The organism is Nostoc sp. LPT, assembly GCF_017115165.1.
In the GTDB taxonomy this organism is placed as follows: Bacteria; Cyanobacteriota; Cyanobacteriia; order Cyanobacteriales; family Nostocaceae; genus Nostoc.
The window spans coordinates 1-22840 of sequence record NZ_JABXKF010000069.1 but is presented as its reverse complement, the minus strand read 5'-3'; the positions used below and the strand labels follow the sequence as shown (position 1 = coordinate 22840).

At 42.7% G+C, this 22840-nt stretch carries 30 protein-coding genes and 2 pseudogenes; 27 read left to right on the top strand and 5 right to left on the bottom strand.

Going from position 1 to position 22840, the window contains the following annotated elements:
* The first annotated feature begins 15 nt into the window (after nucleotides 1-15).
* The 18 genes and pseudogenes from rpsH to prfA all read left to right on the top strand — a co-directional run bounded on the left by rpsH (nucleotide 16) and on the right by prfA (nucleotide 11541).
* Nucleotides 16-417 (top strand): 30S ribosomal protein S8, encoded by a 402-nt coding sequence (gene rpsH, locus HWQ58_RS15770; RefSeq protein ID WP_094349096.1) that lies wholly within the window; start codon nucleotides 16-18, stop codon nucleotides 415-417.
* Between the two features lie 100 nt (nucleotides 418-517).
* Nucleotides 518-1066, top strand: coding sequence for a 50S ribosomal protein L6 (gene rplF / locus HWQ58_RS15765; RefSeq protein WP_292864122.1), 549 nt, complete (start codon nucleotides 518-520; stop codon nucleotides 1064-1066).
* 2 nt (nucleotides 1067-1068) lie between these two features.
* The gene (gene rplR, locus HWQ58_RS15760; protein WP_292864119.1) at nucleotides 1069-1431 is read left to right on the top strand and encodes a 50S ribosomal protein L18; all 363 of its coding nucleotides are present in this window, start codon (nucleotides 1069-1071) and stop codon (nucleotides 1429-1431) included.
* Between the two features lie 92 nt (nucleotides 1432-1523).
* The gene (rpsE, locus tag HWQ58_RS15755; RefSeq protein ID WP_094328453.1) at nucleotides 1524-2051 is read left to right on the top strand and encodes a 30S ribosomal protein S5; all 528 of its coding nucleotides are present in this window, start codon (nucleotides 1524-1526) and stop codon (nucleotides 2049-2051) included.
* A gap of 206 nt (nucleotides 2052-2257) precedes the next feature.
* Nucleotides 2258-2701, top strand: coding sequence for a 50S ribosomal protein L15 (rplO, locus tag HWQ58_RS15750; RefSeq protein ID WP_292864116.1), 444 nt, complete (start codon nucleotides 2258-2260; stop codon nucleotides 2699-2701).
* Nucleotides 2702-2775: 74 nt separating this feature from the next.
* Entirely contained in the window at nucleotides 2776-4086 is a 1311-nt protein-coding gene (gene secY / locus HWQ58_RS15745; protein WP_292864113.1) for a preprotein translocase subunit SecY, read from the top strand.
* 2 nt (nucleotides 4087-4088) lie between these two features.
* A pseudogene (locus tag HWQ58_RS15740) lies at nucleotides 4089-4625 on the top strand (adenylate kinase); the annotation flags it as partial.
* Between the two features lie 330 nt (nucleotides 4626-4955).
* Nucleotides 4956-5180 (top strand): translation initiation factor IF-1, encoded by a 225-nt coding sequence (gene infA / locus HWQ58_RS15735; RefSeq protein WP_006276978.1) that lies wholly within the window; start codon nucleotides 4956-4958, stop codon nucleotides 5178-5180.
* 118 nt (nucleotides 5181-5298) lie between these two features.
* Nucleotides 5299-5412, top strand: coding sequence for a 50S ribosomal protein L36 (rpmJ, locus tag HWQ58_RS15730; RefSeq protein ID WP_015129703.1), 114 nt, complete (start codon nucleotides 5299-5301; stop codon nucleotides 5410-5412).
* 111 nt (nucleotides 5413-5523) lie between these two features.
* Nucleotides 5524-5904 carry a 30S ribosomal protein S13 gene (rpsM, locus tag HWQ58_RS15725; RefSeq protein WP_104906411.1) on the top strand — a complete coding sequence of 127 codons (381 nt, stop codon included), beginning with the start codon at nucleotides 5524-5526 and terminating at the stop codon, nucleotides 5902-5904.
* Nucleotides 5905-5955: 51 nt separating this feature from the next.
* Nucleotides 5956-6351: a 30S ribosomal protein S11 gene (rpsK, locus tag HWQ58_RS15720; protein ID WP_069070761.1), complete on the top strand. Its 396-nt coding sequence runs from the start codon at nucleotides 5956-5958 to the stop codon at nucleotides 6349-6351.
* A 310-nt stretch (nucleotides 6352-6661) separates the two neighbouring features.
* The gene (locus HWQ58_RS15715; RefSeq protein ID WP_292864108.1) at nucleotides 6662-7609 is read left to right on the top strand and encodes a DNA-directed RNA polymerase subunit alpha; all 948 of its coding nucleotides are present in this window, start codon (nucleotides 6662-6664) and stop codon (nucleotides 7607-7609) included.
* Nucleotides 7610-7641: 32 nt separating this feature from the next.
* Nucleotides 7642-7992, top strand: a complete 351-nt coding sequence (rplQ, locus tag HWQ58_RS15710) for a 50S ribosomal protein L17 (RefSeq protein ID WP_292864106.1) — start codon at nucleotides 7642-7644, stop codon at nucleotides 7990-7992.
* 102 nt (nucleotides 7993-8094) lie between these two features.
* Complete coding sequence (gene truA, locus HWQ58_RS15705) at nucleotides 8095-8943, top strand: tRNA pseudouridine(38-40) synthase TruA (RefSeq protein WP_292864153.1); 849 nt, start codon at nucleotides 8095-8097, stop codon at nucleotides 8941-8943.
* A gap of 114 nt (nucleotides 8944-9057) precedes the next feature.
* Entirely contained in the window at nucleotides 9058-9519 is a 462-nt protein-coding gene (gene rplM, locus HWQ58_RS15700) for a 50S ribosomal protein L13 (protein WP_292864104.1), read from the top strand.
* The gene (gene rpsI / locus HWQ58_RS15695) at nucleotides 9519-9935 is read left to right on the top strand and encodes a 30S ribosomal protein S9 (protein WP_104906415.1); all 417 of its coding nucleotides are present in this window, start codon (nucleotides 9519-9521) and stop codon (nucleotides 9933-9935) included. Before rplM ends, rpsI begins: the two co-directional genes overlap by 1 nt.
* A 161-nt stretch (nucleotides 9936-10096) precedes the next feature.
* Complete coding sequence (gene rpmE / locus HWQ58_RS15690; protein WP_109011936.1) at nucleotides 10097-10339, top strand: 50S ribosomal protein L31; 243 nt, start codon at nucleotides 10097-10099, stop codon at nucleotides 10337-10339.
* Between the two features lie 104 nt (nucleotides 10340-10443).
* On the top strand, nucleotides 10444-11541 hold the full coding sequence (gene prfA, locus HWQ58_RS15685) for a peptide chain release factor 1 (RefSeq protein WP_292864102.1): 1098 nt from the start codon (nucleotides 10444-10446) through the stop codon (nucleotides 11539-11541).
* A 9-nt stretch (nucleotides 11542-11550) separates the two neighbouring features.
* On the opposite strand, the gene HWQ58_RS15680 is transcribed toward prfA, so the two are convergent.
* Complete coding sequence (locus HWQ58_RS15680) at nucleotides 11551-11997, bottom strand: hypothetical protein (protein WP_292864099.1); 447 nt, start codon at nucleotides 11995-11997, stop codon at nucleotides 11551-11553.
* Nucleotides 11998-12241: 244 nt separating this feature from the next.
* Here HWQ58_RS15680 and HWQ58_RS15675 point away from each other — a divergent pair, with 244 nt between their 5' ends.
* A complete protein-coding gene (locus HWQ58_RS15675; protein ID WP_229497738.1) occupies nucleotides 12242-12604 on the top strand; it encodes a helix-turn-helix transcriptional regulator in 363 nt (120 codons plus the stop codon).
* Between the two features lie 68 nt (nucleotides 12605-12672).
* Complete coding sequence (locus tag HWQ58_RS15670; RefSeq protein WP_292864096.1) at nucleotides 12673-13131, top strand: DUF29 domain-containing protein; 459 nt, start codon at nucleotides 12673-12675, stop codon at nucleotides 13129-13131.
* 52 nt (nucleotides 13132-13183) lie between these two features.
* Here the strand turns inward: HWQ58_RS15670 and HWQ58_RS15665 are convergent, their stop codons facing one another.
* The 3 genes from HWQ58_RS15665 to HWQ58_RS15655 form a co-directional block, all read right to left on the bottom strand.
* Nucleotides 13184-13912 (bottom strand): type I restriction enzyme HsdR N-terminal domain-containing protein, encoded by a 729-nt coding sequence (locus HWQ58_RS15665; RefSeq protein ID WP_292864094.1) that lies wholly within the window; start codon nucleotides 13910-13912, stop codon nucleotides 13184-13186.
* Between the two features lie 92 nt (nucleotides 13913-14004).
* Nucleotides 14005-14403, bottom strand: coding sequence for a hypothetical protein (locus HWQ58_RS15660; protein ID WP_292864092.1), 399 nt, complete (start codon nucleotides 14401-14403; stop codon nucleotides 14005-14007).
* Nucleotides 14404-14422: 19 nt separating this feature from the next.
* Complete coding sequence (locus HWQ58_RS15655) at nucleotides 14423-15730, bottom strand: hypothetical protein (protein WP_292864089.1); 1308 nt, start codon at nucleotides 15728-15730, stop codon at nucleotides 14423-14425.
* A gap of 184 nt (nucleotides 15731-15914) precedes the next feature.
* On the opposite strand from HWQ58_RS15655, the gene HWQ58_RS15650 reads away from it, so the two are divergent.
* The 5 genes from HWQ58_RS15650 (at nucleotide 15915) to HWQ58_RS15630 (ending at nucleotide 20943) form a co-directional block, all read left to right on the top strand.
* On the top strand, nucleotides 15915-16124 hold the full coding sequence (locus tag HWQ58_RS15650) for an Rpn family recombination-promoting nuclease/putative transposase (protein WP_366838030.1): 210 nt from the start codon (nucleotides 15915-15917) through the stop codon (nucleotides 16122-16124).
* Between the two features lie 155 nt (nucleotides 16125-16279).
* Nucleotides 16280-17974 (top strand): ABC-F family ATP-binding cassette domain-containing protein, encoded by a 1695-nt coding sequence (locus tag HWQ58_RS15645; protein WP_292864086.1) that lies wholly within the window; start codon nucleotides 16280-16282, stop codon nucleotides 17972-17974.
* A 222-nt stretch (nucleotides 17975-18196) separates the two neighbouring features.
* On the top strand, nucleotides 18197-19795 hold the full coding sequence (gene gpmI / locus HWQ58_RS15640) for a 2,3-bisphosphoglycerate-independent phosphoglycerate mutase (RefSeq protein ID WP_292864083.1): 1599 nt from the start codon (nucleotides 18197-18199) through the stop codon (nucleotides 19793-19795).
* Between the two features lie 91 nt (nucleotides 19796-19886).
* A complete protein-coding gene (secG, locus tag HWQ58_RS15635) occupies nucleotides 19887-20120 on the top strand; it encodes a preprotein translocase subunit SecG (protein ID WP_094328436.1) in 234 nt (77 codons plus the stop codon).
* 10 nt (nucleotides 20121-20130) lie between these two features.
* A complete protein-coding gene (locus HWQ58_RS15630) occupies nucleotides 20131-20943 on the top strand; it encodes a peptidase (protein WP_292864078.1) in 813 nt (270 codons plus the stop codon).
* 61 nt (nucleotides 20944-21004) lie between these two features.
* Here HWQ58_RS15630 and HWQ58_RS15625 read toward each other — a convergent pair whose 3' ends face one another.
* The gene (locus tag HWQ58_RS15625; RefSeq protein WP_292864075.1) at nucleotides 21005-21448 is read right to left on the bottom strand and encodes a DUF29 domain-containing protein; all 444 of its coding nucleotides are present in this window, start codon (nucleotides 21446-21448) and stop codon (nucleotides 21005-21007) included.
* Nucleotides 21449-21768: 320 nt separating this feature from the next.
* On the opposite strand from HWQ58_RS15625, the gene HWQ58_RS15620 reads away from it, so the two are divergent.
* The gene (locus HWQ58_RS15620; RefSeq protein WP_292864072.1) at nucleotides 21769-22398 is read left to right on the top strand and encodes a pentapeptide repeat-containing protein; all 630 of its coding nucleotides are present in this window, start codon (nucleotides 21769-21771) and stop codon (nucleotides 22396-22398) included.
* 18 nt (nucleotides 22399-22416) lie between these two features.
* Nucleotides 22417-22674 (top strand): annotated as a pseudogene (locus HWQ58_RS15615) (pentapeptide repeat-containing protein); the annotation flags it as partial.
* Nucleotides 22675-22840 lie beyond the last annotated feature (166 nt).

The following is a 22840-nucleotide window of genomic DNA, read 5'->3' as shown; positions in this document are numbered from 1 at the left end:
TCTATAGAGGGAACGATGGCGGCTAACGACACAATTGCAGATATGCTGACGCGCATCCGCAATGCCAACCTGGCGCGGCATCAAACTACACAAGTGCCAGCGACAAAATTGACTCGGAGCATTGCCAAAGTGCTACGGGAGGAAGGCTTTATTGCTGAAATCGAAGAAGCAGAAGAAGGGGTAAAACGCAATCTGGTGATTTCCCTGAAATACAAGGGTAAAAACCGTCAGCCTCTGATCACCGCCTTAAAGCGGGTCAGTAAGCCTGGCTTGCGTGTTTATTCCAATCGAAAAGAATTACCAAGAGTACTAGGCGGCATTGGCATTGCCATTATTTCTACATCCAGTGGGATTATGACTGACCGCGAAGCGCGGCGTCAGAACTTGGGTGGCGAAGTACTTTGTTACGTTTGGTAGTCATTGGTCATTAGTCATTGGTCATTAGTCATTTGTCATTAGTGAAAGACAAAGGACAAAGGACAAAGGACAAAGGACAAATAACAAAGGACAAAAAGTCATGTCTCGTATTGGTAAACGTCCAATTACTATTCCTGCCAAAGTTCAAGTGGCGATCGATGGTACGAATATTGTGGTGAAAGGCCCGAAAGGAGAACTTTCTCGCACTCTAGCAGCGAATGTCTCACTCTCCCAAGAAGGAGAAATATTACAGGTAAACCGTCGAGATGAAACTCGTACCTCAAAGCAACTGCACGGCTTGAGCCGCACTTTAGTTGCAAATATGGTCGAAGGAGTTTCCCAAGGTTTTCAGCGCCGTTTGGAAATTCAAGGTGTTGGTTACAGGGCACAAATTCAAGGGCGTAACCTAGTTTTAAATATGGGTTACAGCCATCAGGTGCAAATTGAACCACCAGAAGGAATTCAGTTTGCCGTAGAAGGTCCCACTAACGTCATTGTTAGCGGCTATGACAAAGAAATCGTCGGTAACACGGCCGCCAAAATTCGTGCTGTTCGTCCACCAGAACCTTACAAAGGTAAAGGCATTCGCTATGCCGGTGAAGTGGTAAGACGAAAGGCTGGTAAGACTGGTAAGGGTGGTAAGAAGTAGAAATGAAACTTACTCGTAGAGAATCAAAAAACCGTCGTCATCGACGCGTTCGTGGCAAAGTGATTGGCTCCCCAGAACGTCCGCGTTTAGCGGTATTTCGTTCTAATGAGCATATTTATGCCCAGATAATTGATGATACTCAGCATCAAACCATCGTGGCCGCATCGACTGTAGAACCAGAGTTGAAATCTAGTTTAGCGTCATCTGCAAACCGCGATGCATCGGTACAAGTTGGTAAGTTGATCGCAGTGCGATCGCTAGAAAAAGGCATCACCAAAGTAGTCTTTGATCGCGGTGGTAACTTATATCATGGTCGTGTCAAAGCACTAGCTGATGCAGCACGCGAAGCTGGTTTAGATTTCTAAATTGTCCTTTGTCATTTGTCCTTTGTCCCTTGTATAAGAGCTAATGACTAATGACTAATGACTAATGACTAATGACAAAAGAGGCAGAAATTATGGCAACAGAGCGTAAAAGTAGAACAAAGCGTGCCAAAAAAGAAGAAACCACTTGGCAAGAGCGGGTTATCCAAATCCGACGCGTAAGTAAAGTGGTCAAAGGTGGTAAGAAACTCAGCTTCCGAGCGATCGTTGTCGTTGGTAACGAACGCGGTCAGGTTGGAGTTGGCGTAGGCAAAGCTTCAGATGTAATTGGTGCCGTCAAAAAAGGCGTAGCCGATGGCAAAAAACACCTCATTGATATCCCAATCACCAAATCCAACTCCATCCCCCATCCCATTGATGGTGTCGGTGGCGGTGCAAAAGTGATTATGCGTCCAGCCTCACCGGGTACTGGGGTAATTGCTGGTGGTGCTGTGCGAACTGTGTTGGAATTAGCAGGAGTTCGTAACGTCTTAGCCAAGCAACTAGGCTCCAACAATCCGCTCAATAATGCTAGAGCCGCAGTTAATGCCTTATCTACACTGCGTACCCTTTCTGAAGTCGCCGAAGATCGCGGTATTCCTATTCAAAATCTCTACATCTAATTTAGTCATTGGTCATGAGTCATTAGTGAATAACAAAGGACAAATGACAAATGACAAACGCCCCTCCGGGTGACGCTCCTACGTCGCTACCGCTTCGCTAACTCCAGTTACTCATGGGGGAGACCCCCTTGGCGCTAGCCTCTCCCTTTGGGAGAAGACCGCACTGGCTCACAAATGACAAACGACAAATGAGAACTTGATAACTTATGAGACTCCATGATGTTAAGCCGCAAAAAGGCTCAAAAAAACGCAAGCGCCGTGTAGCCAGAGGTATTTCTGCTGGTCAAGGTGCTAGTGCCGGTCTAGGTATGCGGGGTCAAAAATCTCGTTCTGGTAGTGGGACTCGACCAGGTTTTGAAGGTGGTCAACAGCCATTGTACCGCCGCTTACCTAAGCTGAAGGGCTTTCCGATTGTTAATCAGAAGATTTACACTACGATTAATGTAGAGAAGCTAGCCTCCCTTCCCGCGAATACGGAAGTAACTTTGACCTCATTGAAAGCCGCAGGTATCCTGACTGCTGTCAAAGGGCCATTGAAAATTTTAGGTAACGGGGAATTGAGCATTCCGCTCAAAGTACAAGCGGCAGCTTTTACAAGTTCAGCTCGTAGCAAAATTGAGGCAGCTGGTGGTAGTTGTGAAGTCTTATGAGTGAGCCGGAACAGCGCACTTAAATGCAAGCCAACTCGCTGCCAGTGCTTGGTTCACTATAAAGGTAGCACTCTATGATCAGTCGAGATAAAGCCCCAACGGCTCAAGAAACTTTTATGCAGATGGCACAGGCAGCTGGCCTCAGAGGTAGGCTGCTTGTCACTGTCGGTATTTTGATTTTGGTTCGCCTGGGTATCTTCTTACCGGTACCAGGGATTGATAGACCGAGATTTGCCGAAGCCATATCGGGCAGTAATTCCATATTTGGCTTATTGGATATATTTTCCGGGCGAGGACTTTCGACTTTGGGAGTCTTTGCTTTAGGGATTTTGCCCTTCATTAATGCGTCTATTATCATCCAATTGCTGACTGCGGCGATTCCATCTTTAGAAAATTTACAGAAAAATGAAGGGGAAGCCGGTCGGCGAAAAATATCGCAAATTACCCGCTATGTGACTTTAGGTTGGGCAATTCTTCAAAGTACAGCTTTTTCGGCATTATTCCTCCAGCAATTCGCCGTAAAGCCAGGGCCAATCTTTGTAGCTGAAACTGCGATCGCTCTGACTGCTGGTTCAATGTTCGTCATGTGGGCATCAGAACTGATTACAGAAAGGGGCATTGGCAACGGAGCATCATTGTTGATTTTTGTCAACATTGTTGCCTCATTACCAAAAGCTTTAGGCGATACCATCGACTTGGTACAAGTCGGCGGTCGGGAAACAGTGGGTCGGGTGATCGTGCTGATCTTAGTTTTCCTAGCGACAATTGTTGGTATTGTGATTGTCCAAGAAGGAATGCGCCGCATCCCAATTATTTCGGCTCGTCGCCAAGTAGGTCGGCGAGTTTTAGCAGAGCAACGTAGCTATCTGCCCTTGCGGTTAAATCAAGGCGGCGTAATGCCAATTATTTTTGCTGCTGCCATCCTCAGCTTGCCACTGCTGATCGCCAATTTTACTAAAAATGCCGAATTGGCGAATATAGTTAACACTTATTTGAGTCCAGGCGGTTCTAGCTCCTGGGTCTATGCTTTGGTCTACATGATTTCCATCATTTTCTTCAGCTACTTTTATTCTTCGTTGATTCTCAACCCAGTAGACGTAGCGCAAAACTTGAAGAAAATGGGTTCTAGTATTCCTGGGATTCGTCCCGGCAAAGCAACTAGCGAGTATATCGAACGCGTGTCCAATCGACTAACCTTTTTGGGTGCGATCTTTTTGGGCTTCGTTGCTATTATCCCCACCGCCGTGGAAAGTGCTTTGAATGTGAAAACTTTCCAGGGAATAGGTGCGACCTCTTTGTTAATTTTAGTTGGTGTGGCAATTGAGACAGCCAAACAAGTCCAAACTTATGTAATCTCTCAGCGCTATGAAGGAATGGTGAAATAATAGTGACGCGATTAATCTTCTTGGGGCCACCTGGAGCGGGTAAAGGAACACAAGCTCAAACCTTGGCTGAACACTTGAATATTCCGCATATTTCTACTGGTGAAATATTAAGACAAGCCATGAAAGAGCAAACTCCTTTAGGAATTAAGGCTCAAAGTTATGTTGATAGCGGCGAGTTAGTACCCGACCAGCTAGTGCAGGACTTGGTACAGGAACGCTTCAATCAACCAGATGCCAAAAATGGTTGGATTCTTGATGGCTTTCCCCGAAAAGTGACCCAAGCAGCTTTTTTGGAGAAGTTACTGGAAGCAATACATCAAGGTGGCGAAAGGGTAGTCAATTTAGATGCACCAGATGAAATTGTGATCGCGCGTTTGCTTGCTAGAGGACGAAAAGATGATACCGAAGAGGTGATTCGTCGTCGTTTAGAAGTATACCGCGCTGAAACAGCACCTTTAATTGATTATTACGGCGATCGCAAAAAACTCCTAACAGTCAATGGCAATCAGTCCCAAGAAGATGTCACTAGTGAACTGCAAAAGGTAATCGCTGAGGATGGGGGGATGAGAGGAGATGAGGAGGATGAGGGTGATGAGGGTGATGAGGGAGCAGGGGAGGAGCTACAGTAATTCTTTCCCCAATGCCCCATGACGGCAGTTGCTCCACTTGGGGAAACCCCATCGCCCTTGGCGTCTCCCCGCAGGAGTTGACCGCACTGCCTCCCCCATGCCCAATGCCTCCTCCCAAGAAAAAGATCAATTTTAGCTAAGATATATTAATAAAGTGTTGATATATTTCTTAAAATGTGTTTTTTTGCAGATGAAGCGCTGCAACTGAACACGAAATTGTTGAGTTGAGGAAAAAACAAATTGTCTAAGCAAGATTTGATTGAAATGGAAGGCACGGTTACAGAGTCCTTGCCCAATGCGATGTTTCGCGTTGACTTGGACAATGGCTTTAACGTGCTAGCACACATTTCCGGCAAGATTCGCCGAAATTATATCAAGATTTTGCCCGGCGATCGCGTCAAGGTGGAGTTAACCCCCTACGACTTGACCAAAGGCAGAATTACCTATCGACTACGAAAGAAGTAAGTATATGTAAATAATTTTACCATAAAACCATTTTTTTGACTGTGTTACTAGTCATTTAACTGGATTAATTTCCCTAGAAATGCTATAATCTTATATTTGGAGTCAAAAAATAAAAGGCATGAAAGTTAGAGCCTCAGTCAAGAAAATTTGTGAAAAGTGTAACGTGATCAAACGTCGTGGTCGCGTCATGGTAATTTGCGTGAACCCCAAGCACAAGCAACGTCAAGGATAACACTCTTACCAACAGAGTTGTAACACGCATATCATCATTAAAACGAAAAGACGGGATTAATCACGTTTTTCTAACCAACAGTAATTGCGAGAACAATAGGGAGAGTTCATTGTGGCACGTATTGCCGGAGTAGACCTTCCACGCGATAAGCGCGTCGAGATCGGTCTGACTTACATCTACGGAATTGGTTTATCACGTTCTCAAGAAATTATAGCGGCTACTGGTGTGAACCCAGACACTCGCGTTAAGGACTTAAGTGATGCCGATGTGACAGCCCTACGAGGGGAAATAGAAACCAACTATCAAGTTGAAGGCGACTTGCGGCGCTTGGAGTCTTTGAACATCAAGCGCTTAGTTGACATTGGTACCTACAGAGGTCGTCGTCATCGCATGGGCTTACCAGTCAGAGGCCAAAGAACTCGCACCAATGCCAGAACCCGTAGAGGCAGAAGGCAGACAGTGGCTGGGAAGAAGAAGGCTCCAGGGAAATAATTTTGCAATTGCTAATCCGAGCAAGTTTTACCTTAAATCAACTAAACAAGTATGGCGAGACAACCAACTAAAAAAACCGGGAGCAAGAAGCAGAAACGGAATGTACCCAGTGGAATGGCCTACATCCAGTCTACTTTCAACAATAGCATTGTCACCATTACCGATCAAAATGGAGATGTCATCTCCTGGGCTAGCGCTGGTTCTAGCGGTTTTAAGGGAGCAAAAAAGGGGACTCCCTTTGCAGCGCAAACCGCAGCTGAAAGTGCAGCTCGCCGAGCTATAGATCAAGGAATGCGCCAAATCGAGGTAATGGTCAGTGGTCCAGGAGCAGGTAGAGAAACTGCTATTCGGGCACTCCAAGGAGCAGGACTGGAAATTACACTGATTCGGGATATTACCCCGATTCCTCACAATGGTTGTCGTCCACCCAAGCGCCGTCGAGTTTAAATACCAAGACTTGGGCAGTGAGGACGGAAAGTTACAGCCAGCAATGACCGCTTGAGCGTCTAACGTGCAAACTGTCATTGATTCAAAGCTTGGGCGACCAGAAGCACGTCAGATTTTCCCGCTGGAAAAGCTGTTAAGCTTCGGGCTACCCAAAATATTATTAGCGCCTGCAAGCTAAATGGGAGTGTCAAACTATACCGTAATTATATAGTAAAAGTTTGATATACCTATAATCTACAGGACATAAATTCAATTCGGGAGGCAATTGATTTGTCTGCTAGCAGCACCTTAGAAAAAGGGAGGCTCATCCGTGGCGCAGTTTCAAATTGAATGTGTAGAGTCGAATACCGAAGAAAGTCGGAACCATTACAGTAAATTTGTTCTGGAACCTCTAGAGCGTGGTCAAGGAACAACTGTTGGCAACGCACTGCGGCGGGTTTTACTGTCTAACCTAGAAGGTACAGCAGTTACAGCGGTGCGGATTGCGGGCGTTTCACACGAGTTCGCCACAGTTCCAGGCGTGCGGGAAGATGTACTGGAAATCCTCATGAGAATGAAGGAAGTTATCCTAAAAAACTATTCTTCGCAGCCTCAGATTGGTAGATTACTCGTTAGCGGCCCAGCAACAATCACTGCGGCACATTTTGATTTACCCAGTGAAGTAGAAGTCATCGATCCTACCCAGTATGTAGCCACCATCGCCGAGGGTGGAAAGCTGGAAATGGAATTTCGGATCGAGAAAGGCAAAGGCTATCGCACCGTAGAGCGAGGACGTGAGGAAGCCACATCGTTAGATTTTCTCCAAATCGACTCGATATTTATGCCGGTGCGAAAAGTCAACTACAGTGTTGAAGAATCTCGTGGGGAAGGCTTGATTCCAAAAGATCGACTACTGTTGGAAGTTTGGACAAATGGCAGTATTTCCCCCCAGGAAGCACTATCTTCGGCCGCTGCGATATTGGTAGATTTATTCAACCCGTTGAAGGATATCTCTCTAGAACCAACAGACACAGGTTCGGATATTCCAGACGACCCAACTGCCCAGATACCCATCGAAGAGTTGCAACTTTCTGTGCGGGCATATAACTGTCTCAAACGGGCACAAGTTAACTCTGTGGCAGATTTGTTGGATTATACCCAAGAAGACCTCTTAGAAATTAAGAACTTTGGGCAGAAGTCAGCAGAAGAAGTCGTGGAAGCTTTGCAGCGACGCTTGGGCATCACCCTGCCAATGGAAAGAGGCTCTAAACACCCTTAAGAAAAACCGTTCATAATTCATAGTGCATAATTATGCGTCACCGTTGTCGCGTCAAAAAACTCAGTAAACCAGCCGATCAACGCCGTGCTTTACTGCGATCGCTCGCCACCGAGCTGATCCGTCATGGTAAGATCACCACCACTTTCATTAGAGCGAAAGTTCTACGAAGTGAAGTGGAAAAAATGATTACCCTAGCTAAAAATGGCTCCTTGGCAGCACGTCGGGAAGCTCTTGGCTATATCTTCGACAAACAACTGGTTCACGCTCTATTTGAGCAAGCTCCAACTCGATATGGCGATCGCCAGGGCGGTTATACCCGCATCCTGCGTACCGTACCGCGTCGGGGTGATAATGCAAAAATGGCAATAATTGAATTGGTTTAAGTCATTGGTCATTGGTTATTGGTCATTAGTCATTAGTCATTGGTCATTAGTGAATAACAAAGGACAAATGACAAAGGACAAATGACAAAGGACAAAATCTGTATGTTAGAAAGCCACCAGCCTACACAAACTCATCGAGTAGCCTTGGTAATCCAATACCTGGGCACTCATTTTCATGGCTGGCAACGGCAAAAAAACCACCGGACAGTCCAAGAAGAAATCGAAATTGCGATCGCTACTATTCTTGGGCATCATGTAACATTACACGGTGCTGGGCGAACCGATTCGGGAGTTCATGCTGCTGCTCAAGTAGCCCATTTTGAAGCTACAGGTTTAATTCCGCCTCACAAGTGGGCAACAATCCTCAACAGCTATCTGCCGCCAGATATATTAATCAGGGCTTCAGCTAGTGTCGATAACCGTTGGCACGCTCGCTTTAGTGCAGTCTATCGACGGTATCGCTACACAATATATACTGAAGATCGACTTAACTTGTTTGTAAGACCTTTCAGTTGGCATTATTATTATGCACCCCTGGATGAATCTTTAATCCAAGCTGCCTTGAAACCTCTCTTGGGAAAGCATCACTTAGCTGCCTTTCACCGTGCAGGCTCAAAGCGATCGCATTCCTGGGTAGAGGTGCAAGCAGCAGAGTGTCGTCGCAGTGGGCCATTTATCCATATTGAAATACAGGCAGATGGATTTTTGTATGGCATGGTACGGCTGTTGGTAGGGATGCTAGTACAAGTAGGTTCTGGACAACGAACACTTTCTAGCTTCACGCAACTCTGGAAAGAACAACGCCGGGAAGAAGTGAAATATGCCGCACCGCCTCAAGGCTTATGCTTGTTGCGAGTCGGCTATCCCGATTTTCCCTTTCCAAAAGAGATTTGGTACGACACCTTGCCAAAGTTCGTCACTAGTCAAGAGTCATTAGTCATTGGTCAGTAGAGACGCGATTAATCGCGTCTTTACAATGGTCATTAGTGAATAACTAAAGGACAACTGACAAAGGACAAAGGACAAATGACTAATGACAAATTAAAAATGACAAAGGACAAATAAATGACAACAGTTAAAACATACCTTCCTTCTCAAGCATCCCTTGAGCGTGAGTGGTACATAGTAGATGCCACTGATAAACGTCTCGGTCGCCTCGCTAGCGAAATCGCTCAGGTATTGAGAGGCAAAAAGAAACCCGAATATACACCCCATCTAGATACAGGTGACTTCGTAATCGTCATCAATGCCGAGAAAGTAGCAGTCACAGGCAAAAAGCGCACTCAAAAGCTTTACCGCCGTCATTCTGGTCGCCCCGGTGGGATGAAAACGGAAACTTTCGCTAAACTGCAAGAGCGCATACCAGAGCGGATTTTAGAACAAGCTGTTAAAGGTATGCTACCTAAAAATAGCCTCGGGAAGCGGTTGTTCACCAAGCTGAAAGTTTACGCGGGGCCTACGCATCCCCATGATGCTCAAAAACCTAAAGAACTACAAGTTAGTACAATTCCTGGAGAAGAAAATTAATGGTAGTAGCAGATGCTAATAGCGGTCGCGCCGTATACTGGGGTACTGGTCGTCGTAAGAACGCAGTAGCAAGGGTGCGCTTGGTTCCAGGCACCGGTCAACTGATTGTGAACGGTAAAGATGGAACCTTGTATTTCCAATTCAACCCCAACTACTTGGGAGTCATCAAAGCACCCCTAGAAACTCTGGGATTAGAAAACGAATATGACATTTTGGTAAAAGCAGAAGGCGGCGGCTTGACCGGACAGGCTGATTCTGTTCGCTTGGGCGTTGCTCGTGCTTTGTGCCAACTAGACCCAGACAACCGCCCACCTTTGAAAACCGAAGGTTATTTGACTCGCGATCCCAGAGCAAAAGAGCGGAAGAAATATGGTTTACATAAAGCTCGGAAAGCGCCTCAGTACTCTAAGCGTTAAGCGATTAGGGACTGGGTACTGGGTATTGGGTATTGGGTATTAAGAAAAGTCCGTTTTTTATCTCTTTCCCAGTCCCTAATTCCTAGTCCCCAGTCCCCAATCCCTAGCCCCAATTGAAGGCTGAAAGTTATAATTGATATAGATTCATCACAAAAGGAACAATGGCTAAAGCTGATATTCACCCCAAGTGGTATCCAGATGCTAAAGTTTACTGCAACGGTCAAGTTGTTATGACCATTGGCTCTACCAAGCCAGAATTGCACGTAGATGTTTGGTCTGGAAATCACCCATTTTACACTGGTACTCAGAAGATTATTGACACTGAGGGTCGAGTAGAGCGCTTCCTCCGCAAGTACGGCATGAGCAGCACTCAAACATCTGGCGACGATCAAAACAAAAAGTAGCGGGTTGGCTCTGCTGTTAACGACGGCCCTGCATCAGCTGGGTCGATTTTCATTTATATGCTCGAGCCAATTTGTTATTTTTTTAAGGAGCGATCGCACTCGTCATGGCTGAATCATACTTACTGGACAAACTAAAATCCGTTGAACAAACCTTTAATGAATTAACACGTCGTCTTGGCGACCCCGATACCGCTAGCAATCCTGATGAGTATCAAGAAATTGCTAAGTCTCGTTCTTCTTTGGAAGAGGTAGTGGATACTTATGAAATTTGGAAAGCAGCCCAAGAAGACTTGACCGGAGCGCGTCAGGTTTACAAAGAATCTGCCAGTGACCCAGAGTTGCAAGAAATGGCGGCACTGGAAGTAAAGGAACTTGAGGAAAAAATAGAAAACTTAGAGTCTCGCTTGAAAGTCTTACTGCTACCACGCGACCCCAATGATGAAAAGAATATCATGTTGGAAATTCGCGCAGGTACTGGTGGCGATGAAGCAAGTATTTGGGCTGGTGATTTGATGCAGATGTACACCCGCTATGCCCAGACTCAAGGTTGGAAAGTTTCTCTAGTGAGCGAATCTCGTGGAGAAATGGGTGGCTGGAAAGAGGTCATTCTCGAAATTAAAGGTAATGACGTTTACAGCCAGTTAAAGTTTGAAGCTGGAGTGCATCGCGTGCAGCGCGTACCGGCAACTGAATCTGGGGGACGGGTTCATACTTCCACAGCTACCGTGGCGATTATGCCAGAGGTGGATGATGTGGAAATTCATATTGACCCGAAAGATATTGAAATGACCACAGCTCGTTCTGGCGGTGCTGGTGGACAAAACGTTAACAAGGTGGAAACAGCCGTTGACTTGATGCACAAACCAACGGGAATACGCATTTTCTGTACAGAAGAACGCAGCCAGTTGCAAAATAAGGAACGGGCAATGCAAATTCTGCGGGCGAAGTTGTATGAAATCAAGTTAAGCGAACAACAAGAGGCTGTAACTTCCATGCGGCGATCGCAAGTTGGTACTGGATCGCGATCGGAAAAAATTCGCACCTATAATTATAAAGATAACCGCGCTACCGATCATCGGTTAGGTCAAAATTATTCCCTTAACCCTGTTCTGGAGGGTGATTTAGAGACGCTTATCCAATCTTGCATATCTCTAGACCAGCAAGAACGTCTCGCGGAGTTAGCGACTTCTGCCGCTAACTAATTTTTGTAGTTAAATATCCTGTAAAACCACTTTTTGTGCAGTTGCTTTTAACACACATAAGTGGTTTTCTAATATTTCGTGAAGTGCATCTTCCATTTCACTGGGATAATGGTAATAGGCAAATTCGTACTTCATAACGTAATTTAGCTTTGCCCATTCCTTCAGGGTTTGGCAGGTATAAATTAACTTTTCTGCTTCTTCTTGCCAACGCGCAAAAATCCGGTAGCTAAAAAAGCTGCTGCATACGTTACCTTTTGCATCCCAGTAAGAAATACATACCTGATGTTTCAGGCGATGGATTTTCTTGATCTGCTTCACGTCATAGCCTTTAGCTTTCAGGGCTTCTTTCGCTTCAGCCTCCGAAATGTGCCACTGTTCTGGTTTAATTTTATTAGTGGCTATAAGGTTTTTACCTTTGTGGCGATATTGATTAAGTTTGCGTGGCTTGTGAAACATGATGCACCGTCTTCGTATATTGATTGGCAGTAATGCCCTTACTAGCTTCCTTGCCTTAGCAAACGAAGTCTTTTAAGCTAAAAATTAGTGGGTTAGCAGTTCCTGCTTTCTTACAGTTACATATTAAATATATGACTAACAGGGGTAGTTAGTCTATATTCACAAATTAGAACGTTAGATAAATTCATACAAACTAATAAACGTATAAGTAAACTTGTAAATACAGTTGAGTAACTACCAAGCCGTGAATACAGAAGGTAGAGAGAAACTGGTAGAAATCGTCAAAACAACTCGTGGCTCCATGAGTCAGAGAGCCTTTGGTAAGCTTTTGGGAGTTTCTACTACCGCTGTTCAGTCGTGGGAAAGAGGTGACAGCGTTCCAGATACTGAAAACTTGGCAAAAATTGCAGCAAGAGCCGGTTACACCTTAGAGCAGTTACTCGGCTACTTAAATGGCAAGCCACTACCAGAAAACTCAGATTTGAGCCTGATTCTTAGACAAATCAAGTATATGCCTCTGAGTCAAGTGGCTCAAATTGTGCAAGCTGCGGCAGATAGATTGGCTGCTGTGGCTGAAGCATCCGGGGATGAAGCTAAAGCAAGTTGAATATTTGTTTAGGATTGAATTTAAATTATCAAACTAGCTCGTGGTCGTTGCTGGCAAGATTTAACTCTATGGACAAACCTTTTTTGTATGAACAAGACTTCTATGGCTGGACACAGCAGCAGGCTAAAGCATTAGAGCAGAAGCTAGTTATGGAACTAGACTGGCAACACCTGCAAGAAGAAATTCAAGCTTTGGGGAGACAGGAGTATCGGGAACTCGTGAGTCGTCTGAGTGTATTACTCGGTCATCTCTTGAAGTGGGAGTATCAACCCGAACAACGCTCTCGCAGTTGGTTTTTAACAATTCGAGAACAGCGCCGTGCCATCCATAGGCATCTGCGACAGAACCCCAGTTTAAAGTCTCGAATCGAAGAAGCCTTGTTAGATGGCTTTGAAGCGGGAGTGGATTTGGCGCTACGAGAAACTAACTTACCATTACGAACTTTTCCAGAGCATTGCCCTTATTTATTTGATGATGCGATTGCAGACAATTTTCTGTGCGATACTCGTCAAGAGTGGGAAGGATAATTTCTGCTATTTTTATGACGTTCATTTGTTATTTGAAGACGCGTTATATTTGTCAATAAGTAATAGAAATTAACCTTTCAAAATCTTGGTAATTAAAGCTTTGCCAATTTTTACCATTTTTAAGATAGTTTACCTTATTATCTTGAAATTCAAAGAAAGTGCCTGATATAGGTAATTGTTCACCTTTAAGTCTAAAAATTATTGTATTCAGTTTATACTTACCATATTTATTAATAAAATGAATAAAGCTCTTAAAACTTCCATTAACAGCTTTTTCAAATTCTAGGATGTCCTTCTCTAATATATTAGAACTTTGTAAGATTAAAGGTGGTATATCCTCAATATTATTTAGATAATTACTTGTAAATACTTTGTCTTTCTTTGTATATGCGATAATTTCATGATAATTATATAAAACACCTATTTCTGAACAAGATTTTTTTAGGTATCTTTCAATCTGCTTCTCATGATTCTGTAAATCTTCTTCTTCTCGCTTCACTTCCACAATCATCAAAGGAGGTTGATAGGGGTTAAAATTTTTATTTTTGACAGTTCTATATAATTCTATATCATGATTATTAGATTCAACTTTGATATCAATTTCATTCGCAAATAAACCACTTTTATTTACTAAAAAGTAGATAAAAAGTTGTCTAACTTTTTCTTCTGGTCTTCCATCAATAACAATTTCCCTTCCTCTAATCAAACACTTTGTGTATTCTGCATAGTTTCTCTTATATATATTTAGTTTTATAGATATTTCTTCATTTAAGCTAGTCATAATTAAGCAAGAATTTAGTTAAAAATGATTGTAGGGACGCAATTTTGATACGTCCCTTTGTGTTTATCATGCAATTTAAAATTTATTTTTATCTATATTTCTCCAAAAAAGCTTAATATTTTAACAACTAATTTTTTCCAATACTTTACTGCTTGAGTCTCTAAAAATGTATTTAAGCTTTGCTCCTTTTCAAGTTCACGCTTCAAGGTCTGACATACATTATCTGTATAGGTTTCACCTGGAGGTCTTACCTTACCTTTTTCCTTAATCAGAGCCTCCCAGAATTTAGAATCTTCGCTTCGAGGTGACAGTTTCTTTTCAGCTTTCTTTTGAATCTCTTTTCCTACTTTACTTATAAACTCGTCATACAATGAGTTAAATTGTATAACTAATTCAGGGATAAATGTTTTTAAAGATTCATTTGCAAATGTCAAGTCATTTAGAATATTTTCTAATTCCTGTTTTGGTTGTTTAGTAAACTTCTTCAACATTTCATCTTCATCTATTCCCTCAGCAAAAACTCTCTATATCGTAATAGATATCTATATTCCTTAGTTTATAGTAACCAAAGTTGCTATGAATAGCGTGTTTAGTATTCCATGCTGGATAAACATTATGATAGTATTCAACATATTTAGTAACAAAACCTTTATCTCGACCTTTGTCTTGATAAAGAAAACTTTGTACTCTTTTACTCAAATCCTCTAAATCTTTTATTTTCTGAATAGCATTTTCAATCGCCTTGATTTCTGATCCTGTCAAAGCATCACCATTTTTTATTCTCGTAAAGCTTTCTCGGATATTTTTTATTTCATCTAATAAAATATTTTGCCTACGTTCTACTACATCGGCTACAGCTTTGATAAAATCATCTTTATCTGCCTGTACATCTTCTTTACTGTAAATATCAGTATTAAGCTTGACTATATCATCACGGTAGTACCTCAAAGCATCATAGAACAAAATATTTTCTGGGAAAAATTCTAAATTTGAATTCCTAAATGTAGAGTGAATTTCTTTTTTTCTGATTTGAATTCCTATATCATAATCTCCGTCACATTCATTCACTTTTTCAGGTTCATTTTTTTTAGGTAATACCAAAGTTATAAATCTATGATGAAAATCTTTAGATTTAGATGCAAGATGATAACCTATTAATTTACTAATATTAACTTCAGGAGCAGCATTAAAGGAAGTTACAAAGAGACAGATAGTATCCTGATTCTCAATATATTTCTGTAAGTCTTTACGAATTGGATTTTCATCAAGTCCTTTAGTATCAACAACGGAATCGAACTGAGACAAGTTTGATCCAGATAAAACATCATAGCTCACATAAAGATATATTTTTCTGGGGATAGCGAACTCCTTAAACTCAACATTATTAATAGCAGCGAAAGTATTTTTTACCCATTCTTGTTCCTTCTTTTTATTATCAAATTCAATCTTATTCGTAGTTCTAGATTCTAGTCTTGCATTATTCAAAGCAAGTTTTTTGAATTCATCTAATCCTAATTTTTCAAATTCTTCCTGAGCTACATCTATTTCAGTTTTCTTTTTATCAACCTCAGAAATTGTTTGATACCGTGACTTCATTTCTGTAATATTCCTAATAGCTCTTTCAACTTCTTTAGAAATAATTATCTTCTGATCTGCTTGAGGATTGTCTTTATATTTATCTGCAATATAGTCGCAGAATTCAAAAATAAGATTTTCCATCTCATCAACTGAATAAGGCTCTATCTCTATGTAAGTTTTTTCCGCAGCTTTGATAATTACTTCACATATAGTAGTTCTACCTCCTCCGGTTGATAGCAACTCTTTGGTTTCGATTACGTTTCTAGACTTATTAGCAATAGTTTTGGAAACATTGAAGTCGCTTATTAAGTTAAAAAGATGGCAAATAGCTGTTGTCTTTCCTTGACCAATAGTACCTATAAAAGCAATTTTATATATTTTGGCTTACAAGTTTCCCACAATGAGTAGGGAGGAGATGGAGCAAATGTTTGGCTTAAGCGAGTTAAAGCAAACCAGATTTTATCAGGAAGCCTTTCAGGAAGGTGTTAAACAAGGTGAAGTTAGAGGTGAGGTTAAAGGGAAACTAAAAGCAGTCCCAGCAATGTTGGCAGCAGGGTTGACTGTAGAGCAAGTAGCAGAAGCCTTAGATTTAAGTGTCGAAGAAATTAGACAAGTAACACAAAGCCAGCCTTGAGATGGATGTGGTAAATTTTATCCGTGGCTCAAGCCAAATTTGGTTTGCGGCTTCCCAACTTGATCGCGACGAATTTATAGTTAATTTTTGTTAATATTAGAGGCGGTGTTAGTACTTCGTCCTCAACCACCCACTCCCTACCTGAGAGAAACTTAATGCTGCGACTAGAACATATAAGTAAAATTTATCCCACAGGCGAAGTTCTCAAAGATATCAACTGGGAAGTTAAACCAGGCGATCGCATTGGCTTAGTCGGTGTCAACGGTGCTGGAAAATCTACCCAACTCAAAATCATCTCTGGTGAAATTGAACCCACCGCCGGCGAAATTATCCGTCCTAATAGCTTACATATAGCCTACCTCAACCAAGAGTTTGAAGTAGACCCCACCCGCACCGTTAGAGAAGAATTTTGGACTGTCTTCAAAGAAGCCAACGAAGTACAGCTATCTCTGGCGCACATACCACAAGAGATGGAAACGGCTACCACAGAGGAACTGGATCGGCTGATCGACAAGTTGGATCGCTTGCAGCGCAAATTTGAAGCCTTGGATGGCTACAACTTAGATGCACGCATCGGGAAAATTTTACCAGAGATGGGGTTTGGGCTAGAAGATGGCGATCGCCTTGTCAGTGCCTTCAGTGGTGGTTGGCAAATGCGAATGAGTTTGGGTAAAATTCTCCTGCAAAAACCCGACTTGTTGCTGCTGGATGAACCGACTAACCACCTGGATTTAGAAACCATTGAGTGGTTGGAAAATTACCTCAGAGGGCTAGTTACGCCGATGGTAATAGTCTCCCATGACCGGGAGTTCCTTGACCGCCTCTGCACCCAAATTGTGGAAACTGAACGTGGCGTTTCCAGTACCTACCTTGGTAACTACTCGGCATATTTGTCACAAAAAGCTGAAAGTCAATCAGCACAACTGAGTGCTTACGAACGCCAACAGAAAGAATTAGAGAAACAGCAAACCTTTGTTGATAGATTCCGCGCCAGTGCTACTCGCAGTACTCAAGCAAAAAGCCGGGAAAAGCAACTCGAAAAAATCGAGCGCATTGAAGCACCTATTGCTGGGGTAAGAACTCTACACTTCCGGTTTCCGCCTGCGCCTCGCAGCGGACGCGAGGTCGTAGAAATTCAAGATTTAACTCATCTTTATGGTGATAAAATCTTGTTTTTGGCAGCAAATCTCCTGATTGAAAGAGGCGATCGCATTGCATTCCTTGGCCCCAACGGTGCTGGAAAATCTACCCTTCTGCGCGTAATTATGGGTATGGAACCACCCACAGAAGGTAGCGTTAAATTAGGCGATCATAACGTTATTCCCGGTTACTTCGAGCAAAATCAAGCTGAAGCCTTAGACTTGAAGAAAACTGTCATGGAAACTATCCATGATGAAGTTCCCGACTGGGATAATCAAGAAGTCCGCACGCTTTTAGGACGCTTCTTATTTACTGGTGACACAGTATTTAAGGCAGTTGGGGCATTAAGTGGAGGAGAAAAAGCTCGTCTAGCGTTGGCAAAAATGCTCTTACGTCCCGCAAACTTACTAATTTTAGATGAGCCGACAAACCACCTAGATATTCCAGCGAAAGAAATGCTGGAAGAGGCGCTACAAAACTATGATGGCACGGCAATTGTAGTCTCTCATGACCGCTACTTTATTTCTCAAGTAGCAAATAAAATCGTCGAAATTCGTGATGGAGAATTCCGGGTATATTTAGGAGATTATCATTACTATCTCCAGAAAATTGCCGAAGAAAAAGAACAGGCAAAGTTAGCTGCAATAGAAGCCGAAAAAGCAGCGAAAAAAGCTGCTAAAGCTGCTAAAGCTTCCACGAAAAGGAAATGATAAACTAGAAAAGGACTTAGTAGTAGCGCCGAAAATGCTACTACTAAGTAACAACTCCTTATTAGCGTTTAAAAACATCACAGGAAAATTACTAAAATTAAAAAAATATTTCAAAAGACTGCAAGTCCTTCATAAAAGAAGTTAATAAGCAAAAATTCACTTGCAGCGTGGATTAGCAGTGGTATCATTCGGGTATTACAAAAAGTAAAGGGCAATTTTACTATGACCAAAGCACCTGTTGCTCCTGTGGTGCTAGTCATTTTAGACGGATGGGGCTACTGCGACCAAACGCGAGGAAACGCCATTATTGCTGCGAAAACTCCCATCGTAGACACTTTATGGGCAGCTTACCCGCATACCCTCATCCACACATCAGGAAAAGCCGTAGGGTTGCCAGAAGGTCAAATGGGCAACTCGGAAGTTGGTCATTTGAACATTGGTGCTGGGCGAGTGGTACCGCAAGAACTTGTACGCATCTCTGATGCAGTCGAAGACGGTTCTATTGCCTTAAACCCAGCACTTGTCAAAATTTGCCAGGAAGTTCGTTCTCGGAATAGCAAGCTGCATCTAGTCGGGCTTTGTTCTGAGGGAGGGGTACATTCGCATATTACCCATCTATTCGGACTACTTGACTTAGCCAAAAACCAGCGAATTCCAGAAGTTTGTATTCACGCCATCACCGATGGTCGTGACACCGCCCCAACTGACGGTGTAAGAACAATCGCGCTGCTACAAGATTATATAGACCGCATAGGAATTGGGCGCATAGTTACCCTCAGCGGTCGCTACTACGCGATGGATCGCGATCACCGCTGGGATCGGGTCAAACGCGCCTACGACATGATGATACAAGATAGTGTTGGTAATGGTCTCAAGGCTGTGGAAGTCTTGCAAGCATCTTACGACCTGGGGATAAAAGATGAATTTGTCAACCCAATCCGAATTGCTCCCGGCGCAATACAACCAGGGGATGGGGTGATATTTTTCAACTTCCGCCCCGATCGCTCCAGACAACTGACTCAAGCTTTGGTCAGTCCTACGTTTAAAGGTTTTGAAAGACAGCAAATCACACCGTTGTCCTTTGTCACCTTTACGCAGTATGATCCAGACTTACCCGTGGCTGTAGCCTTTGAGCCTCAGAATCTCAGTAACATTCTGGGAGAAGTAATAGCCAATCACAGTTTGAAGCAGTTCCGCACCGCCGAAACAGAGAAATACGCCCACGTCACCTATTTCTTTAATGGGGGTCTAGAAGAACCTTTTCCCGGAGAAGATCGGGAACTAGTAAGCAGCCCAATGGTAGCGACTTACGATCACGCCCCAGCGATGTCAGCAGCAGCAGTTACAAATGTAGCGAGCGCGGCGATTCAAAAGGGTACGTATTCCCTAGTTGTAATTAACTATGCCAACCCAGACATGGTAGGGCATACTGGTCAAATCGACGCTACCATTACAGCAATCGAAACAGTCGATCGCTGTTTGGCACGCTTGTTAGAAAGCGTGATCAAAGCCGGCGGTACAACAATTATTACTGCCGACCACGGCAACGCTGAGTATATGCTAGATGAAGGGGGTAATCCCTGGACAGCCCACACGACTAATCCAGTCCCCTTCATCTTGGTGGAAGGAGAGAAAGTCAAAATCCCTGGATATGGTACAAATGTCGAACTGCGAAGCGATGGTAAGCTATCCGACATCGCCCCCACAATTCTAGAGATTTTACAGCTGCCTCAGCCACCAGAAATGACCGGGCGATCGCTACTGAAAACAGCAGAATACGAGTTGCAACGTACTCGCACCCCCGTGCAAGTAGGACTGTAAAAGATTGCTGAGTCCTGAGTTAGGAGTTCACTAAAAACTCCTAACTCCTAAATTCTGTTTTTTGAAACTTTTTATAAATGAGATTCCTACCATGACAGTTACTAATATCGTGCAAGGCATTTGGGCATTTTCCGCTACTGGTTTGATTATCTTAGTTTTACTGCATAGCCCTAAAGGTGATGGCATTGGGGCGATTGGCGGACAAGCCCAGCTATTTAGCAGTACCAAAAGCGCAGAAAATACCTTAAACCGAATTACTTGGGCATTAACAGTAATTTTTCTCGGTTTGACAGTAGTTTTAAGTGCTGGTTGGTTGCCTAAATAAGGATAGGTAAATGGGGAAAAGAACCCAACACCCGATATTTAACACCCTAATAAATTTAATTTCACGACGGTTAATTACAGCTCTTGCTTTATTTATTGGCACAGGGCTGTTAATCGTTTTTATTAATCTTCAGTCGAGTAATGGGTTTACAATAACATCAAAATATGGATATTCAGACTTAATAATCTCTTTCCCTCCACCATCTCCCCTAAAATCCCATCCCTTACCGCCCAAACTTGCACAGTGGCAAGATAGCACTAACAGTGGTGACTACTTCTCTCAAGTCACAACAACCCAAGTAGGTTATTTAATTTGGTCACAATTTCCCATTAGCGTTTACGTAGAACCACCAAAAGCCATCAGTGAAAAACAAGCTCAAGCATGGGTTAATGGTGTCTTGGAAGGTGTACAGGAATGGAGTACTTATTTACCTTTAATAGTAGTCGAACAGCCAGAAAGTGCTAATATTACGATTGTGCGAAAAGCGCCACCTCTACAAATTTCCCCTGTTAGTAATATACCCCGTGCGCGATCGGCACAAACTACTTACGAGTTATACACCAGCAACAAAGTTTTATCCCACCGCTTCACCATCTTGCTAAGTCCTACTCAAACAGGTGAGTATCTCATTGCAGCAGCCCGCCATGAATTCGGTCATGCGCTGGGAATTTGGGGTCATAGTCCGCTACAAACTGATGCTTTATACTTTTCTCAAGTTCGTCAACCGTCGCCTATTTCTGTTAGAGATGTGAATACTTTAAAGCGGGTTTATGAACAGCCAACCAGTTTAGGATGGTCTTTAATGGATAATTCAGCGACTTAATTTTATGGTGTTGCTGAGTTAAAATATGAATATGTTTTATGTAAAAAATCAAAATTTAAGATTAAGGCAACCAATTTTTATCTAAAATTTGCTCTAAGGTATAAGGACATAATTCAGGTAAATTGGTTAAATTTGTTTTAGTTTTAACATAATCTAAGGCATTGCTATAAATTATGCTGAAATTTTCCTCTAAATAATTGCGTAAATTGGCACTTAAATCTTCATTTACTTGGTTCCGAAAACTAATAATTTCCGCAGCCCAATGATTAGCATTTCTTGGCTTTTCTATATCCCAATATTGATAAAGTAATAAATCTTTAATAATCTGTTCCAATAAACTTCTTACTCGTCTTTTTTCATTTTTAGCCAAATCTTCCAATTCTTCTATTAAGTTTTCATAGTCAACGTCTGCTAATTGTCGATTTTTGAGACATTTAATAGTCTCCTCTAACCATTGCAGGTAATTGGATTTATATAATGTTTTTAGATCAATAATTGCAGTCATCTGTTGATTTTATAACTAGGATTGTTTATTATTTATTTCATTTAGCTTGTGTAGACTATCAGCAACTTTTACCGCTTATTCAAGCATCTGAATTTGCCAGCTTTCTTGTTCCACACACAGACTGATCGCCTCTGCTGCCAACTAGGACTGACTACGCCGTGTACTCTAGGCAAGGGTATCAAGCTCCGCTTTAATCTCTGGAGTTAGTCGAAGAGTCACCACTTTGCTTTAGGACATCAGGATTTCTGCTTTTATCAGTCATTACTAACGTTGTATATACAATCTATTTTATATGTGTTGCTTGATGCGAGAGTTAAATTATGGATGGCGAAGAATTGATCCAGCGATATGCCTCTGGGGAGCGAGACTTTAGCAGCGCTGATTTGAGAGAAGCTGGGATTTTCAATGGCAGCAAAAGACTTTTCTTTAAGGATGCCATTTTCAAGGGTGTTAATCTGAGTGGGATTACCGAATATCGCATTGATTTCACTGGAGCCGACCTGAGCAATGCCTGTATGCAAGGAACTGACATCAAGTATTCCAACTTGAGGCGGGCTAACTTGAATGGTGCTAATTTGAGGGGTGCTAATTTGGCTGAAACCGACCTGAGTTTTGCTGACTTGAGGGGTGCTGATTTGACTGGAGTTGACCTGAGTCGCGCTAACCTGACTGATGCCAACTTGCTGGGAGCTAACTGGAGTTCCATTATTCGAGAAGGAACCCTTTTCTGTAATACCACTATGCCAGATGGGAGTATTTATAGCGATCCTACCAGGGTAATTAAGGTTGAGGAATTGCTCCAACGTTATGCCAGTGGGGAGAGAAAGTTTTACGACGTAGTTATCCATCGTGCCAAACTCGAAGGATCTGATTTGCGCGACATTGAACTGGGTAGAGCTATCTTGAGTTACGCTAACTTGAGGGGTGCTGACTTGGAACGGGCTAATTAGAATTACGTCAATTTCTGGGGTGCTAACTTGAGTGGTGCCAATCTCTTTCTCACTGAAATGAACCATGCTGACTTGAGGGACACCGACTTGAGAAGTACTGACTTGAGAGGCGCTAAGATGGTCGCTGTTAACTTGAGTGGTGCTAACTTGGAAGGAGCTAATTGGGAAGACGCTTGGCTCTTGGATGCAATATTGTGGAATACTATATGTCCCAATGGTGAAGTCGTTGTTGAACGCTGTTCCATTGGTACTCAACGCCGAAGAAGTCTCTGTTAAAACAGGTATATATTCTTCACTGGCTAGAAGAGATGCTGTAGTGGGTCGTTCTTTTAAAGCATTCCTAATATTTTCATCACGAATATTAGATAAGAAATTAAAGCGAACACTCTGAAGGGGTGACAAGGAGGCGGAAGCATGAGAAATAGTGGAGTGTAGCGATTTT

Excerpts from the sequence above, each read along its gene's own strand:
- rpsH (WP_094349096.1), top strand. The coding sequence starts at position 16 with ATGGCGGCTAACGACACAATTGCAGATATGCTGACGCGCATCCGCAAT.
- rplF (WP_292864122.1), top strand. The coding sequence starts at position 518 with ATGTCTCGTATTGGTAAACGTCCAATTACTATTCCTGCCAAAGTTCAA.
- rplR (WP_292864119.1), top strand. The coding sequence starts at position 1,069 with ATGAAACTTACTCGTAGAGAATCAAAAAACCGTCGTCATCGACGCGTT.
- rpsE (WP_094328453.1), top strand. The coding sequence starts at position 1,524 with ATGGCAACAGAGCGTAAAAGTAGAACAAAGCGTGCCAAAAAAGAAGAA.
- rplO (WP_292864116.1), top strand. The coding sequence starts at position 2,258 with ATGAGACTCCATGATGTTAAGCCGCAAAAAGGCTCAAAAAAACGCAAG.
- secY (WP_292864113.1), top strand. The coding sequence starts at position 2,776 with ATGATCAGTCGAGATAAAGCCCCAACGGCTCAAGAAACTTTTATGCAG.
- rpmJ (WP_015129703.1), top strand. The coding sequence starts at position 5,299 with ATGAAAGTTAGAGCCTCAGTCAAGAAAATTTGTGAAAAGTGTAACGTG.
- rpsK (WP_069070761.1), top strand. The coding sequence starts at position 5,956 with ATGGCGAGACAACCAACTAAAAAAACCGGGAGCAAGAAGCAGAAACGG.
- rplQ (WP_292864106.1), top strand. The coding sequence starts at position 7,642 with ATGCGTCACCGTTGTCGCGTCAAAAAACTCAGTAAACCAGCCGATCAA.
- truA (WP_292864153.1), top strand. The coding sequence starts at position 8,095 with ATGTTAGAAAGCCACCAGCCTACACAAACTCATCGAGTAGCCTTGGTA.
- rplM (WP_292864104.1), top strand. The coding sequence starts at position 9,058 with ATGACAACAGTTAAAACATACCTTCCTTCTCAAGCATCCCTTGAGCGT.
- rpsI (WP_104906415.1), top strand. The coding sequence starts at position 9,519 with ATGGTAGTAGCAGATGCTAATAGCGGTCGCGCCGTATACTGGGGTACT.
- rpmE (WP_109011936.1), top strand. The coding sequence starts at position 10,097 with ATGGCTAAAGCTGATATTCACCCCAAGTGGTATCCAGATGCTAAAGTT.
- prfA (WP_292864102.1), top strand. The coding sequence starts at position 10,444 with ATGGCTGAATCATACTTACTGGACAAACTAAAATCCGTTGAACAAACC.
- HWQ58_RS15680 (WP_292864099.1), bottom strand. The coding sequence starts at position 11,997 with ATGTTTCACAAGCCACGCAAACTTAATCAATATCGCCACAAAGGTAAA.
- HWQ58_RS15670 (WP_292864096.1), top strand. The coding sequence starts at position 12,673 with ATGGACAAACCTTTTTTGTATGAACAAGACTTCTATGGCTGGACACAG.
- HWQ58_RS15665 (WP_292864094.1), bottom strand. The coding sequence starts at position 13,912 with ATGACTAGCTTAAATGAAGAAATATCTATAAAACTAAATATATATAAG.
- HWQ58_RS15660 (WP_292864092.1), bottom strand. The coding sequence starts at position 14,403 with ATGTTGAAGAAGTTTACTAAACAACCAAAACAGGAATTAGAAAATATT.
- HWQ58_RS15650 (WP_366838030.1), top strand. The coding sequence starts at position 15,915 with ATGTTTGGCTTAAGCGAGTTAAAGCAAACCAGATTTTATCAGGAAGCC.
- HWQ58_RS15645 (WP_292864086.1), top strand. The coding sequence starts at position 16,280 with ATGCTGCGACTAGAACATATAAGTAAAATTTATCCCACAGGCGAAGTT.
- gpmI (WP_292864083.1), top strand. The coding sequence starts at position 18,197 with ATGACCAAAGCACCTGTTGCTCCTGTGGTGCTAGTCATTTTAGACGGA.
- secG (WP_094328436.1), top strand. The coding sequence starts at position 19,887 with ATGACAGTTACTAATATCGTGCAAGGCATTTGGGCATTTTCCGCTACT.
- HWQ58_RS15630 (WP_292864078.1), top strand. The coding sequence starts at position 20,131 with ATGGGGAAAAGAACCCAACACCCGATATTTAACACCCTAATAAATTTA.
- HWQ58_RS15625 (WP_292864075.1), bottom strand. The coding sequence starts at position 21,448 with ATGACTGCAATTATTGATCTAAAAACATTATATAAATCCAATTACCTG.
- HWQ58_RS15620 (WP_292864072.1), top strand. The coding sequence starts at position 21,769 with ATGGATGGCGAAGAATTGATCCAGCGATATGCCTCTGGGGAGCGAGAC.